Source organism: Streptomyces sp. NPDC001914, assembly GCF_042891215.1.
Lineage (GTDB): Bacteria > Actinomycetota > Actinomycetes > Streptomycetales > Streptomycetaceae > Streptomyces.
This window is the reverse complement of the sequence record NZ_JBIASW010000001.1, coordinates 864,185-879,256: the sequence shown is the minus strand read 5'-3', so window position 1 is coordinate 879,256 and position 15,072 is coordinate 864,185. Positions and strand designations below refer to the sequence as shown.

At 69.5% G+C, this 15,072-nt stretch carries 10 protein-coding genes; 9 read left to right on the top strand and 1 reads right to left on the bottom strand.

Features of this window, described 5'->3' with window-relative positions; translation table 11 throughout:
• Positions 1-76: 76 nt before the first annotated feature.
• The gene (locus tag ACFYYF_RS04120; protein WP_388771187.1) at positions 77-3,298 is read right to left on the bottom strand and encodes an alpha-L-rhamnosidase; all 3,222 of its coding nucleotides are present in this window, start codon (positions 3,296-3,298) and stop codon (positions 77-79) included.
• 623 nt (positions 3,299-3,921) lie between these two features.
• On the opposite strand from ACFYYF_RS04120, the gene ACFYYF_RS04115 reads away from it, so the two are divergent.
• The 9 genes from ACFYYF_RS04115 (at position 3,922) to kdpB (ending at position 15,072) form a co-directional block, all read left to right on the top strand.
• Positions 3,922-6,066 carry a glucose PTS transporter subunit IIA gene (locus tag ACFYYF_RS04115; protein WP_388771186.1) on the top strand — a complete coding sequence of 715 codons (2,145 nt, stop codon included), beginning with the start codon at positions 3,922-3,924 and terminating at the stop codon, positions 6,064-6,066.
• 125 nt (positions 6,067-6,191) lie between these two features.
• On the top strand, positions 6,192-7,073 hold the full coding sequence (locus ACFYYF_RS04110; RefSeq protein ID WP_388771184.1) for a PRD domain-containing protein: 882 nt from the start codon (positions 6,192-6,194) through the stop codon (positions 7,071-7,073).
• A gap of 271 nt (positions 7,074-7,344) precedes the next feature.
• On the top strand, positions 7,345-8,256 hold the full coding sequence (locus ACFYYF_RS04105; RefSeq protein WP_388771181.1) for a S8 family serine peptidase: 912 nt from the start codon (positions 7,345-7,347) through the stop codon (positions 8,254-8,256).
• A 4-nt stretch (positions 8,257-8,260) separates the two neighbouring features.
• Positions 8,261-9,259 (top strand): hypothetical protein, encoded by a 999-nt coding sequence (locus ACFYYF_RS04100; protein WP_388771180.1) that lies wholly within the window; start codon positions 8,261-8,263, stop codon positions 9,257-9,259.
• A gap of 972 nt (positions 9,260-10,231) precedes the next feature.
• Entirely contained in the window at positions 10,232-10,555 is a 324-nt protein-coding gene (locus ACFYYF_RS04095; RefSeq protein WP_388771177.1) for a hypothetical protein, read from the top strand.
• A 54-nt stretch (positions 10,556-10,609) separates the two neighbouring features.
• Positions 10,610-10,813, top strand: coding sequence for a hypothetical protein (locus ACFYYF_RS04090; RefSeq protein WP_388771175.1), 204 nt, complete (start codon positions 10,610-10,612; stop codon positions 10,811-10,813).
• Between the two features lie 358 nt (positions 10,814-11,171).
• The gene (gene kdpF / locus ACFYYF_RS04085) at positions 11,172-11,261 is read left to right on the top strand and encodes a K(+)-transporting ATPase subunit F (protein WP_055544543.1); all 90 of its coding nucleotides are present in this window, start codon (positions 11,172-11,174) and stop codon (positions 11,259-11,261) included.
• Between the two features lie 8 nt (positions 11,262-11,269).
• On the top strand, positions 11,270-12,931 hold the full coding sequence (kdpA, locus tag ACFYYF_RS04080; protein WP_388771172.1) for a potassium-transporting ATPase subunit KdpA: 1,662 nt from the start codon (positions 11,270-11,272) through the stop codon (positions 12,929-12,931).
• A complete protein-coding gene (gene kdpB, locus ACFYYF_RS04075) occupies positions 12,931-15,072 on the top strand; it encodes a potassium-transporting ATPase subunit KdpB (protein ID WP_388771169.1) in 2,142 nt (713 codons plus the stop codon). Before kdpA ends, kdpB begins: the two co-directional genes overlap by 1 nt.

The window sequence follows — 15,072 nt, the reverse complement described above, 5'->3', positions numbered from 1 at the left end:
CCTGACCACCTTGCCCGGCCCGGTCCGTCCTGCCCCTCGGCTCCTCGGCTCCTCGGCTCCTCCGGCGGTTCCCCGGTCAGGTGGTGAACCGGTGACTGCCCGAGCCGACGCGGTACACCGCGCAGCCGTCCTCCGTACGCAGGAGGGCGGCGCCGGTGTGCGCGACCGCGTCCGGGCCTGCCGCCGGGATCCACACCTCGGCCGTGGTGTTGGCGGGCACGGCGCAGCTGAGGTCGAAGCCGTCGGAGCGCTGCCGCCACCGGGTGGAGACCGGGCCGTAGAGGGACGTGAACGTGGCCCGCGCCGAGGTGACACCGCCGCCCGGCCGGGGGCGGACGACGATCTCCCGGTAGCCGGGCCCGCCCGGCGAGATACCGGCGACGGTCGCGTACATCCACTCGCCCACCGAGCCGTACGCGTAGTGGTTGAAGGAGTTCATGTCCGGGGTCTGGAAACCGCCGTCGGGCCGGATGGAGTCCCAGCGTTCCCACATCGTGGTGGAGCCCCTGTCGATCTGGTAGCCCCAGCTCGGGAAGGAGCGCTGCAGGAGCAGCCGGTAGGCGACGTCTGTGTGCCCGGTGTCCGTGAGGACCGGGAGCAGCCGGGGCGTCCCGAGGAAGCCCGTCGACAGATGCCAGTCCCTCGCGCGGATCAGATCGACGAGGCGCCCGGCCGCCGCCGTGCGCAGCGCGTCCGGAACCAGGTCCATCGACAGGGCGAGCACGTACGCCGTCTGCGTGTCGCCCCGTACCTTCCCGTCGGCGCCGACATAGGCGTCGCGGAACGCCTCCCGGACACGGTCGAACAGGCCGGTCCAGGGCGCCGGATCCTCGCCGAGCGCCGTGGCCATCCGGGCCGCGAGGTCGGCACTGTGGGCGAAGTACGCGGTGGCGATGACGTCCTTGGGTGTCTCGTCCGAGACGTTCAGCCAGTCGCCGTAGCCGTCCGCGGGCCGCAGCAGACCCTTGCTGTGGTGCTCCAGATAACCCAGCCACGCCCGGACGGACGGCCAGGCGTCGGCGAGGACCTGCCGGTCCCCGTAGGCCTGGTACAGCGACCAGGGGACGGTGACCCCCGCGTCGCCCCAGCCCGCGACCCCGTTGCCGACCGTTCCGACCATGGGCGCCACGTCCGTGAACGCGCCCTCGGCGGTCTGGCCGTCGCGCAGGTCCACGAGCCACTTGGCGAGGAAGCGCGCCGACTCCATGGTGTACGCGGCCGTCGGGGCGAAGACGTTGATGTCCCCGGTCCAGCCGAGCCGTTCGTCGCGCGCGGGCGTGTCCGTGGGGACGGAGAGGAAGTTGCCCCGCTGACCCCAAGTGATGTTGCTGTGCAGCTGGTTGAGCAGGGGTACGTCGGTCTCGAAGTCGAGGGTGAAGGGCGCCGAGGTGTGCATGACCCGGCCGGTCACGGCCCCCGCGGTGGGGGTCCCGGGGTACCCGGTGACCTCGACGTAGCGGAACCCGTGGAAGGTGAAGCGCGGCTCGTAGGTCTCCTCGCCGCCGCCCTTGAGGACGTACGTGTCGGTCGCCGCCGCCGAGCGCAGGTTGGCGGTGTAGAGGGTGCCGTCAGGGTTGAGGACCTCGGCGTGACGCAGCCGCACCGTCGTCCCGGCCTCGCCCGAGACGCGCAGCCGGACCGAGCCGACCATGTTCTGGCCCAGGTCGAACACGTGGACGCCCGGGGCGGGTTCGGTCACCTTCTCGGCCGGCCGTTCCGCCGCCACGCGCACCGGGCCGTCGGGCTGCGCCACGATCCGGCCGGGCGCCGCGTCCCCCGCGGCGCGGACGGCGAGCCAGGTCCGGTCGTCGAAACCGGGGGAGGTCCACCCGTCGGTCTCCGCGCGCGCGTCGTACGTCTCGCCGTTCAGCAGGTCGGCCGCGACGATCGGACCGGCCGTGGCCCGCCAGTCGGTGCCCGACGTGACGCGCTCACGCGTCCCGTCGGCGTACTCGACCTCCAACTGCGCCAGCAGTGCGGGGCGTTCACCGTACTGGTGGGGGCCGAACATGCCGACGTTGCCGGCGTACCAGCCGGGCGCCACCCAGGCGCCGACGGCGTTGGCCCCGGGCCGCACGAGGGAGGTGACGTCGTACGTCTGGTACTGGACGCGCTCGCGGTAGTCGGTCCAGCCGGGGGCGAGCTGGTCGCGGCCCACCCGGTGGCCGTTGAGGTGGATCTCGTACAGGCCGAGGGCCGTCGCGTACAGGCGCGCGCGGGCCACCGTCCTGCCGGGCAGCGTGAACGCGTGGCGGAGCTGGTTGGCCGCGAACGACGCCGGGACGACCCTGCCCCAGGGGCCCGCACCCCAGGCGGCGGCCACCCTGGCCGCCGGCCAGCCGCTGTCGTCGAAGCCGTCCCCGCGCCAGTCGCCGGCGGGCTTCGCGTCCGTGGCCCGCCAGGACGCGTCGGTGACGACCCGCCGCTCACCGGAGGCGTCGGTCAGCGTGAGGACGCCGACGAGACCGGCGGGCCCCACCGTCGCGTTGGCCGCCTCCACCGCGAGCACGTTCCGTCCGGGGCGCAGCCGTCCGAGGACGTCGACGACGGCCGGACGGCGCCAGTCCTCGTGCTCGGTCGCCAGGTCGGTGCGGGCCACCTCGACGCCGTTGACGGAGAGTGAGAAGACGTTGTCGGCACTGAAGGCGATCTTCGCCGCCGTGACACCCTCGGGAACCTCGACGACCCGCCGGAACCACCGCGTGGCCGCCGGAGCGCTGCTCGCCGGATCACCCTCGGGGAACCAGATCCAGGCGCTGCCCTCCAGGGAGGGCGCGTCCGTGAGGGCGGGGGGAGCCGAGACCCACTCCGCCGACCACGGCGTGTCCATCAGGCCGGTCTCCCACCAGGACGGCGCGCTCCAGGCGGAGGCCGCGCCCTCGGTGTCCCAGACCCGCACGGACCAGAAGTAGCGCGTGCGCGCCGCGAGCCGGGGACCGGCGTACGGGACGAGGACGGACTGGCCGGACGTCACCTTCCCGCTGTCCCACACGTCGGGCCGGGACAGCCCGGACGCGCTGGTGGCGACGCGGATCCGGTACGCGCTCTGCCGCGTCCCCGGCTCGTCCGAGACCATCGGCCAGCTCAGCCGGGGGTGCGGTGCGTCGAGCCCGAGGGGGTGCCGGACGTACTCGACCGTCGGAGCGGTGACGCGCGGAGCCGTGCGCCGTGCGCGCGGGCCGGCCGCCACGGGTGCCGACCCGTGTGCCGCCGTGGCCGGTCCCGCTCCGGCGGCGGTCGCCGCGACGACCCCCGCCGCACCCGCCGCGCCCGCGAGGATGTTCCTCCTGCTGATCAACTGGGGCCCCTCACCTAAGAGTTGTGAATCGTTTCACGGCGGTGAAGGTAGGGGTGGGGGAGGTTCCGGTCAACAAGTGCGGCGGTATTTTCCGGAAATCGGCCATGCTTATCCGTGTCATCAAGTGAATCGGCCGGTTCGCGTGCTCGAACATTGAACGGTTTCAATCACGGGGAGGATGGTTGCGGGCCGCGCGCGGCGGCTGCGGGCGCAGCGACAGCGGTGCTTGGCCGACGGTGACGGTCGGGGCGGGGGCCGCTCTGTCCGTATCTGCCGGTGCCGCCCGCACGGTCACTCGATGTTCCATGTGACGTGCCGCGCCGGGCTGTGGCAGAGTGCGTCGGCGCGGTCCGGGTCAGGGCTGCCCGGCGGCAGACGGTCCGGCCTGGGTGGCGATGGTCACGGACGGCGTCGGAGCCCCGGCTCCGCTGTTATAGTCATTTTCGATCGATCTCGATCGCAGGATTGTTACTCCCTACGGACGCCACCGGCGTACGGCAGAGGGAGGCAAGGCCTGGGCAGCGCTCCACGCGCTTCCCGGGCCTTTTTTGTTGTCCCGGTCCGTGCGTGAGAGATCGCGGACCGGTGCAAGATCGCACGAGTCAGGGATGCAAGGACGCGTCATGAACACATCCACGCCTGAGGCGCTGGCGGAGAAGATCCTCCGCGGCGTCGGCGGACCCGAGAACATCGAGAGCCTCACGCACTGCGCGACGCGGCTGCGTTTCCAGCTCCACGACGGGGAGAAGGCCGACCAGGCCGCCCTCGACGCCCTCGACGGCGTCATGGGCACCGTGCCGCAGTCCGGCGACCGCTTCCAGATCGTGATCGGCGGAGCCGTCGCCGGTGTCTACTCGGACATCATGAACTCGCCGTCGATGAGCGGCGCCGGCACGCCCCGCCCGCAGTCGGACGCCGAGGTCAAGGCCGAGATCCGCGCCAAGGGCCGCGGCCGGTTCGCCTGGCTCGACAACTTCTTCGAGTACCTCTCGGACTCGTTCCGCCCGCTCCTGGGCGTGCTGCTCGGCGCCTCGCTGATCATCGCGATCGCCTCCATGCTCGACGCCTTCGGCCTCGTCGACTTCCGGTCCGCGGACAAGTCCGCCACCTGGGTCTTCGTCGACTCGATGTGGCGCTCGGTGCTGTACTTCCTGCCGATCATGGTCGCCTACAACGCGGCCAAGAAGCTGAAGATCGACCCCTGGGTCGGCGCCACCGTGATGGCCGCGGTGATGACCCCGAACTTCACGGGCATGATCGGGTCCAAGACCCCCGGCGTGACCACCACCACCAACACGACGCTGGGCACCTCGGAGTCCGTGGCGCACGTCTTCGGGCTGCCGATGCAGCTCAACGACTACGGCGGCCAGGTGTTCGTGCCGCTGCTGATGGTCGCCCTGCTCGCCCTGGTCTACAAGGGCCTGAAGCGGATCTTCCCCGAGAACGTGCAGATGGTCTTCGTGCCGTTCTTCAGCATGCTGATCATGATCCCGCTGACCGCGTTCCTCATCGGTCCCATGGGAGTCTGGGCCGGCAACGGCCTCGGCACGGGTCTGTCCTGGCTGAACGGTCACGCCCCGATCGTCTTCGCGATCGTCATCCCGATGCTGTACCCCTTCCTGGTGCCGCTCGGTCTGCACTGGCCGCTGAACGCGCTCATGCTCGTGAACATCAACACCCTCGGGTACGACTTCATCCAGGGCCCCATGGGCACGTGGAACTTCGCCTGCTTCGGCGCGACCGCCGGTGTCCTGCTGCTGTCGATCCGCCACCGTGAGAAGGACATGCGCCAGACCGCCACCGGCGCCCTGGCCGCGGGTCTGCTCGGCGGTATCTCCGAGCCTTCGCTGTACGGCATCCACCTGCGCTTCAAGCGGATCTACCCGCGCATGCTCGTCGGCTGCCTCGTGGGCGGTGTGATCATCGGTCTCCTGGGCGGCGTGAACACCAAGGCCTTCGCCTTCACGTCCCTGCTGACCATCCCGGTCTTCGACCCGATGATCAAGTACATCATCTCGATTTCGGCGGCCTTCTTCACGTCGATGGCGCTCGTCTACTTCGCGGACTACCGCACCAAGGAGGAGCGCGCCCAGGTCAACGCCGAGCGCGACACGGCCGAGGCCGCCGCGGGCGGCAAGGCCGTCGTCCCCGCCCAGGCCGTGGCGGCCGACGACCGCGAGCTCGTCGCCGTCGGTGCCGCAGCCACCGGTGCCGCCGGCTCCGCCGCTGGTACCGCCACCGGTGCGGAGGCTCCCTCTGGCGGGACGCCTGCCACCAGTACTCCCGCCACCGGTACTCCCGCCACCGCCGGGAAGGGCCTTGAGCTGACGGCGCCGGTAGCGGGTCGTGTGGTCGGCCTCGGTGAGGTCGAGGACCCGGTCTTCGCCTCCCGCGCGCTCGGCGAGGGCGTGGGCATCGAGCCGGCCGACGGCCACGTCGTCGCCCCGGTGGACGGTGAGCTGATCACCGTCGCCGACACGGGCCACGCCTTCGGCATCCGCACCGCGAACGGCGTCGAGGTCCTCATCCACGTCGGCATCGACACTGTGAAGATGCAGGGGAAGGGCTTCGACGTGCGCGTCGCGGCCGGGCAGAAGATCTCCGCCGGCGACCTCCTCGCCGAGGTCGACCTCGCCGCCGTACGCGCCGCGGGACACCCGGCCGTCACCCTGATGACCGTCCTCAACACCGCGGACATGACCTCGGTCGAGCCGCACGTGGGACAGGACGTCACCGCCGGTACCCCCGTGGTGACCGTGCGACGGTGATCAGCCGCCCCTGACACATCCGAACACATCCGATCCGGCGCGTGCACGCCTCCCGCGAGGGACGCGTGCACGCGCCGCGTCGGCGTTCGGGAGACCATGGAGATCGACGGAAAGGAGGGCCGGCGGTGAAGGCTGTGCGTGTCCTGAACAACAACGTGGTCCTCGCGAGCGACGAGAAGGACCAGCCGGTCATCCTGACCGGGCGCGGCATCGGCTTCAGCTCCCACCAGGGCAAGCCCGTCGACCCCACGCTGATCGAGCGTGTCTTCGTCCCGGCCGACGGCCGCGACCCCACCGCCGGCTCCGGACCCGACGCGGACCCCGACCGGCTGGCCGAGGCCATGGCGCTCATCAGCGGCGAGATCCTGGAAGCCGTCGTGACCGCCCTCGAGGACGTCGGTATCGAGGGGCGCGAGTCCACCCGCCCCACCCTCGCCATCGCGGTCGCCGACCACGTCGCCGGAGCACTGGACCGGGCCGCGCGGGGCATCGTCATCGAGTACCCGCTGCGCGCCGAGGTGCAGACCCTGTACGCCACCGAGTACGCCCAGGCGCAGCTCCTGCTCCAGGCCATCAACGAGCACGTGACCCCGCAACTGGAGGCCTCCGAGGCGACCCCGCTCGCCCTGCACCTGGTCAACGCGGGCTTCGTCTCGGGTGATCTGTCCTTCACCTACACGATGACCGGGGTCATCCAGCAGATGCTCGCCGTCATCAGGGAGCGGTACGGGCTGGACGTCTCCCACGAGTCCATGAACGTGGCGCGGTTCATCACGCACGTGCGCTATCTCTTCGTACGGATCCAGCAGCGCCGGCAGCTCAAGGGCCACGAGTCCACGATCGGCAAGGGCATCCGCCAGTACTACCCCGAGGCGACCCGCACCGCCCAGCAGCTCGCGACGATCGTCGAACTGCGCCTGGGCAAACAACTCAGCGAGGACGAGGTCTCGTACCTGGCGCTCCATGTGGCCCGCATGACGATGGAGGCAGACGACACGGCGGTGTGAACCCACGTGACGCCCGACTGCGGCTGCTCGCAGGGGTGTTGGGCTCTGGGCATCCGGGCTCGTCAGGTCGTCGGAGCGCCTACGGGCCCAATGTTCCTTCAACGAACCGGAGTTGAAGCTCACGAGTCCGCGAGAACCGACGGCTGGCCGGGGGTCCGCCGATGCACCCTGGCATCCGCGACGCGGGCGGGATTCTCGACGCGCTGGTGCAGCCGCCGCGCGGTAGCCTGGAGTTGTGCAGGGGGGCCGTGAAGGTCGGCTGTGAGTTCCGATGCTGCTACAGCTCCCGCTTTCAAGAGTTTCTCTTGCACCTCTTATGGCCAGGAGCACCGGGTCGGCAGATCTGCGGGTAGGTCTCGTGGACGGTCCGGTCGTGGTGAGCCATCAAGGATTTGACGGCGCAAGGATCGAACGGCTTCGCCCGCACGATGTGGCGGGGCCCGATGCGGACGACGTCGCCGCCGTGCACGCCACGTCCGTCGCGGGTGTCCTGGTCGCGGACCGCGAATCGGGGGCACCGGGCATCAGTTCGGGCGTCACACTCGTCACTCGTTCCATCTTCCCCCGTTCGGGGGTTGGTTCCGCTGGCACAGCCACGTGGAGGGAGTTGTCCGACGCGCTGGTGGAGCTCACGGACGCCGGCGTACGCGTCGTGAACATGAGCCTTTCGCTGCCAACGGGTGCGTCCGAGCAGCACCGTTGGGTTCAGGACGCCCTCGATCACGCGGCTGCCCGAGGCGTGATCGTGGTGGCCGCAGCCGGCAACGACGGCTCGGTCGACGGCACGGTCGTCACCCGTCACCGCGCGGTCGTGCCGGTCGTGTCCTACGACCGGCAAGGGCTGCCGGGACGGACGACCAACATCGGCCGGTCCATCGGCCAGCGGGGCGTCGGTGTCGTGACGGACGGGCTGTTGAGCCTCGGTCCCCACGGAAGCGTCCGACCGTTCGGCGGGACCAGCGCCGCGGCGGCTGTCGTCACCGGTGCCGTGGCCCTCCTCTGGTCCGAGCTTCCGCACACCGCTCCGGAGGAACTGATCTCCGCACTGAAGGGGCATCCATCGCGTCGGACCACGGTCGTGCCACCCCTGATGAACGCTTGGCGCGCATTCGAGTCATTGCATGGGCAACGAAGCCGGCAGCCACCCGGGTTGCGGCACCGTCCAAGGGAAGTGAGGCGCTGAGGCCATGGACGAGTCCACGGAAGCCGCTGTGCAGTCCCCGCGTGCCCTGCCCGGCTCGACGGCCGAGCGCGAGACGCCCGAAGCTCCGGTCGAGGGCTCGGCTTCCGGCGTACGCCTCGCGTCGCCGCCCGTCGCCGGAACCCCTCAGCCGCAGGGCGGGTCGCCCGGTGGATGTGCCGGCTGCGGCTGCGCGGCCGCCGCGGCCGGCGGCGTTGACCGTGCGCCCGAGTCGTACCCGCCGTTCGTCTACGCAGTCGGCCAACTGGAGCCCCGCATGCCCAGCCTCGGCATAGAGAAGGAGTTCGCCCAGGCGACCGGCCGCGCGGAGACCGCCAACCTGACCGACAGACAGGCCCTCCACGCCGTTCTGTCGGATCCCCGGAGCCGCTACCTCGCCAAGCACCTGTGTTACGTGCTGGTGATCCAGGGCATCGACACGTACGTACTGCGTCCACGCGAGCAGGCGGACTACGACCTGCTGGTGGACGCGGTCGGCGCGTCGCCACGGGCGGACGACCGCCATGTGCTGATCGGTCTGCGAGGTCCCGTAGCCCCTCCCGAGCTGTGCAACGGCCTCATGCTTCCTCTGGTGCCGTTCGATCAGGTCTACGCGTTCGACACCGACTCCCTCGTCGCGAGACTGCCCAAACCGGACGACATCGACGAAGAGTCGTTCCGGTCGGCCTCTCGGGAACTCTTCGACCGGGTCATCCAGATCGTCGACAACGCCGGCTCCTCCGACGAGCACCGAGCGGTCAACTACTGCGCGGTGCGGTACGCGCAGATCTACGCTCATACCGCCCGCGCCTTCGCGGCGGGGCTGTCCCTCACCTCGATCGAGACCCGGCCCTCACGGCTCGGCGGCAGCCGGAAGATCGAAGACGTGATCTTCTCCTTCACCGACCGGACGACCGACGTGAGCGAGAAGTACTTCGTCCGCATCGACGTGACGGAAGTCTTCCCCTTCCTGGTGACCAAGCTGTCTCCGTACTACGACCGATGACGGAAGGAGGAGGTCGGTCGACATGCCCGTTCCGACGGCCACGGCGCAGGCCTCTCTGTACCGTACGAGCGGCGTGTACCGGTCGGTCCCCGGCCGGTCGGCATCCGGCCGCGACATCGAGCCGGCCGGCAGTTGCTTTGACGACTGCGTAGCGGACTGCCCCGACGAGCTGACCAGCCGCGAATGCGAACAGGCCTGCGAGCATTTCTGCAGCAGCCCTCCGCCGTGTGTGGGAAATCTCTGCATCTATCCGGGCCCCAACGGAATGCGGCGCTGTTGCCCGTACGGCAGCACCTGCTGCTACGGCTACGAATATCCGTCGGGGCGCGAGGTCATAGGCTGTTGTGCCTCCGGAAAAACCTGCTGCAACGGCCTGTGCCTCCCGGCGGGGGAGGAGTGCTGCGGCAATCAGAGTTGGCCACCGCCCAAACCGTGCGAGTCCGGCCAGCAATGCTGTCAGGGATTCTGTATGACACCGGGGCCGGGGATCTCCTGCCTGGAGGACGGCCCTTGTCCGAACGACAAGATCTGTGTCGGGAAATGCTGCCCGCCGGATCAGGAATGCATCGGCGGCAGGTGCTGCAAGCCGGGTCCCCCGTCCGCCTGCGGACGCTGCTGTGAGGGCGAGCAGTGCACGCCGACCGGTTGCTGCCCCTCGGAGCGGTACACCGCGACCATGGGCTGCTGCCCCCAGGGGCAGGAGGGATGCAAGGTGAAGGTGTGGCCCCCGGCCGGTGTGGAGGGAGACCCCCCGCCCCACATCGAGGAGCAATGCTGCCCGCCCGGCCATATCTGCCTGGAAGAGGCGTGCTGCAGACTCGGCGATTGCTGCAGGCAAAACACCGACTGTCCCCCGGGAAAGCACTGTGATCAGGGTAAATGCTGCGCCCAGGGACAGAGAGCAGAATTCGACGACACCGCAGGAGTGATGCGCTGTGTCTGAACTCCCAAGGAAAGAGAAAGGGAAGAGCGATGGCCACTCTCACGCTCAATAAAATATTCTGCTACAACACCACCTCGGGTCCCGGTGACGACGATGTCTACATCAAGGTGGACGGTGTCAGGGTCTGGGGTGAAGTGGAGATGGGAGACGCCGACGGGGAGGACATAGGCGAGTCGAAGGACTTTCGGAACAAGGTGAAGGTGACCGTGTACGAAGGGGACGACGCGCCGAGCCCTGACGACTTCCTCGGTGGGTTCTGGGCTCACCAGAGCCAGGCGGGAAGCGGAGAGCAGGCCGAAACCCTGAACGGGGACGGATCGCACTACGACATCTTCTACGAGGTCACCTCGTGACCCGTTTCCATCACGGAGATCTCGCATCCGCCACCTCCCCTGGAGGTGGCGGAGATGGCTGATGGCGGAACCGGCCGCCGCGACGCTGCGCTGCCGCTGCGTGTTCGTCTTCCCGGCTTCGTCGACGAGGAGATCGGTATGGGGGACGTGGTGAAGAAGGTCACCTATCGCGCTGGGCTGAGCCCCTGCCGGGGCTGCGAACAGCGCGCCACAGCGATGAACCGCTGGCTGGTGTTCTCCGGACGACGAGCCCGTTGACGGCTTTACGGCCCTCAGGGCACGCGACAACCGCCTGAGAAACACACAGTCACCGAATGCGGCGGGGCCACTACTGGCCCCGCCGCCTCATGTCGCCGGACAGACGGCTGACCTGCCGCCGCGGGCCTGATCGACGGTAAGGATCGGCAACCCCGTAAGAGTCCCGTCAAGGCCGTGAGTGCTGCCGTAAGGGAGGCGTCAACGGGGGCGGAATCCGGTCAGGGAGGGGGTTTCCTCTAACCGTCCGATGCACAACGAACCTCTCCTAGGAGCTCGCGATGGCCGATCTGGCCTTCGTCGTCACCGTGATCGCGCTGTTCGCGCTGGTGGCCCTCGTCGCCAAGGGGGTGACGAAGCTGTGACCGCCGAGAACATCGTCGGCCTGATCGTGGCCGTCGCCCTGCTGGGATATCTCGTCCTGGCCCTCGTCTTCCCGGAGAGGTTCTGAGCACCGATATGAGCCCCGTCCTCGCCGGCGTCCTCCAACTGCTCGCCCTCATGGGCGCGCTGGCGCTCGTCTACATCCCCTTCGGCACCTATATGGCCCGGGTCTACTCCTCCGAGAAGCACCTGCGGGTGGAGAAGTGGGTCTACAAGGGCATCGGCGCCAACCCGGACGCCGAGATGACCTGGCCCGCGTACCTCCGCGCGGTCCTCGCGTTCTCCGCGGTCAGCGTCCTGTTCCTCTACCTGCTCCAGCGGCTCCAGGGCCTCCTGCCGGGTTCGCTGCACTTCGACTCGGTCAACCCGGCCCAGTCGTTCAACACCGCCGTGTCGTTCGTGACGAACACCAACTGGCAGTCGTACTACGGCGAGCAGACCATGGGTCACGTCGTGCAGACCGCCGGTCTCGCCGTGCAGAACTTCGTGTCCGCGGCGGTCGGCATGGCGGTCGCGGTCGCGCTGGTACGGGGCTTCGCCCGGTCGCGCACCGGTGAACTCGGCAACTTCTGGGCGGACCTGGTGCGCGGCACCCTGCGCATCCTGGTGCCGATCGCCGCGGTCGCCGCGGTGATCCTGGTGGCCTGCGGCGCGATCCAGAACTTCTCCGGCATCCACGAGGTCGGCCAGTTCATGGGCGGCTCGCAGCAGTGGAACGGCGGCGCGGTCGCCTCGCAGGAGGCCATCAAGGAACTCGGCACCAACGGCGGCGGCTACTTCAACGCCAACTCCGCCCACCCCTTCGAGAACCCGACCCCGTTCACGAACCTCTTCGAGATCTTCCTGATCCTGGTGATCCCGTTCGCGCTGACCCGCACCTTCGGCGTGATGGTCGGCTCGGTGAAGCAGGGGTACGCGATCCTCGCCACGATGGCCACCATCTGGATCGGCTTCACGGCCCTGATGATGGCGACCGAGTTCCACCACCACGGCGCGGCCTTCGACCTCGCGGGCGGGGCGACGGAAGGCAAGGAGACCCGCTTCGGCGTCGGCGGCTCGTCGATCTTCGCGGTCGCCACGACGCTGACCTCTACGGGCGCGGTGGACTCCTTCCACTCCTCGTTCACCGGACTCGGCGGCGGCATCACCCTGCTGGGCATGCAGCTCGGCGAGATCGCGCCCGGCGGCACCGGCTCCGGCCTCTACGGCATGCTGATCATGGCGGTCATCGCGGTGTTCATCGCCGGCCTGATGGTCGGCCGCACCCCCGAGTACCTCGGCAAGAAGATCGGCGGCCGGGAGATGAAGCTCGCCGCCTGCTACATCCTCATCACCCCGGCGCTCGTCCTGGTCTTCACCGCGGCCTCCATGGCGCTGCCGACACCGCCGGACTCGATGCTCAACTCCGGCGCGCACGGGTTCTCCGAAGTCCTCTACGCCTTCACCTCGGCGGCCAACAACAACGGCTCGGCGTTCGCCGGCCTCAACGCGAACACCGACTGGTACAACACCATGACCGGACTCGCGATGCTGCTCGGCCGCTTCCTGCCGATGGTGTTCGTGCTGGCCCTGGCCGGCTCGCTCGCGGGCCAGAAGCCCGTCCCGGTCACGGCGGGCACCCTGCGCACCGAGAAGCCGCTGTTCACCGGCCTGCTCGTCGGCGCGGTCCTCATCATCACCGGTCTCACGTACTTCCCGGCCCTGGCCCTCGGCCCGCTCGCCGAAGGACTCGCGTGATGACCACCCGTACACAGAAGGCAGAGGACTCGATGTCCACAGCCACACCCACGCCCACCAGGGCGCCGCACAGCGACGTCCCCACCGCCCACAAGCCCGCCGAGGGCCGTGTCGGCGCGGGCCTCTTCGACCCCAGGCAGCTCATCACGTCCGTACCGGAGGCGTTCCGCAAGCTCGACCCCCGGGTGATGGTCAAGTCGCCCGTGATGTTCGTGGTGTGGGTCGGCTCGATCCTGACCACCGCCTTCTCCCTGAAGGATCCGGGCGACTGGTTCGGCTGGACGATCAGCGCCTGGCTGTGGCTCACCGTCCTGTTCGCCAACCTCGCCGAGGCGGTGGCCGAGGGACGCGGCAAGGCGCAGGCCGACACCCTGCGCAAGGCCAAGACCGACACCGTCGCCCGCCGGCTGCTGAAGGACGGCTCCGAGGAGCAGGTGCCCGGCACCGCGCTGACCATCGGCGACCTGGTCGTCTGCGAGGCCGGCGACATCATCCCCGGCGACGGTGACGTCGTCGAGGGGGTCGCGTCCGTCGACGAATCGGCCATCACCGGCGAATCCGCCCCGGTCATCCGGGAGTCCGGCGGCGACCGGTCGGCCGTCACCGGCGGCACCAAGGTCCTCTCCGACCGGATCGTCGTCAAGATCACGGCGAAGCCCGGCGAGACCTTCATCGACCGGATGATCGCCCTGGTCGAGGGCGCGGCCCGGCAGAAGACGCCCAACGAGATCGCGCTGAACATCCTGCTGGCCTCGCTGACGATCGTCTTCCTGCTGGCCTGTGCCACGCTGCCGCCGCTCGCGGACTACGCGGGCACCCACCTGTCGATGGTCGTGCTGGTGGCCCTGCTGGTCTGTCTGATCCCGACCACCATCGGCGCGCTGCTCTCCGCGATCGGCATCGCCGGCATGGACCGGCTCGTGCAGCGCAACGTGCTCGCCATGTCAGGACGCGCGGTCGAGGCCGCCGGCGACGTCTCGACGCTGCTGCTGGACAAGACCGGCACCATCACGCTCGGCAACCGGCAGGCGTCGGAATTCGTCCCGGTGACGGGGACGACCGAGGCCGAGGTCGCCGACGCCGCCCAGCTCTCCTCCCTCGCGGACGAGACCCCCGAGGGCCGCTCCATCGTCGTCCTGGCGAAGGAGAAGTACGGGCTGCGCGAGCGCCACCAGGGCGAGCTCGCCGGCGCCGAGTGGATCGCCTTCACCGCCCAGACGCGCATGTCCGGCGTCGACGTCGACGGACGCAAGATCCGCAAGGGCGCGGCCGGTTCGGTCATCGCCTGGGTCACCGAGCAGGGCGGCACGGTCTCCCCGGACGCCGGCACCCTCGCGGACCGGATCTCCGAGGCGGGCGGCACCCCGCTGCTCGTGGCCGTCGAGGACGTGCACGGCGCACGGGTCCTCGGCGTCATCCACCTCAAGGACGTCGTCAAGGACGGCATGCGCGAACGGTTCGAGGAACTGCGCCGCATGGGCATCAAGACCGTCATGATCACGGGCGACAACCCGCTGACCGCCAGGGCGATCGCCGAGGAGGCGGGCGTCGACGACTTCCTCGCGGAGGCCACTCCCGAGGACAAGATGGCGCTCATCAAGCGGGAGCAGGCCGGCGGCAAGCTCGTCGCGATGACCGGTGACGGCACCAACGACGCCCCCGCGCTCGCCCAGGCCGACGTCGGCGTGGCCATGAACACCGGAACCTCGGCCGCCAAGGAGGCCGGGAACATGGTGGACCTGGACTCCAACCCGACCAAGCTCATCGAGATCGTCGAGATCGGCAAGCAACTGCTGATCACCCGGGGCGCGTTGACGACGTTCTCCATCGCCAACGACGTCGCGAAGTACTTCGCGATCATCCCGGCGCTGTTCGCCGCGGTCTACCCGGGCCTCGGGCAGCTCAACATCATGCACCTGTCCTCGCCCGACTCCGCGATCCTCTCCGCGGTCGTCTTCAACGCGCTGGTCATCATCGCGCTGGTCCCGCTGTCTCTGAAGGGCGTCCGGTACCGGCCCGTCAGCGCCGACAAGCTGCTCCGCCGCAACCTCGGCGTCTACGGACTCGGCGGCCTCGTCGCCCCGTTCGTCGGCATCAAGCTCATCGACCTGCTCGTCTCCCTCATCCCCGGAATCGGCTGA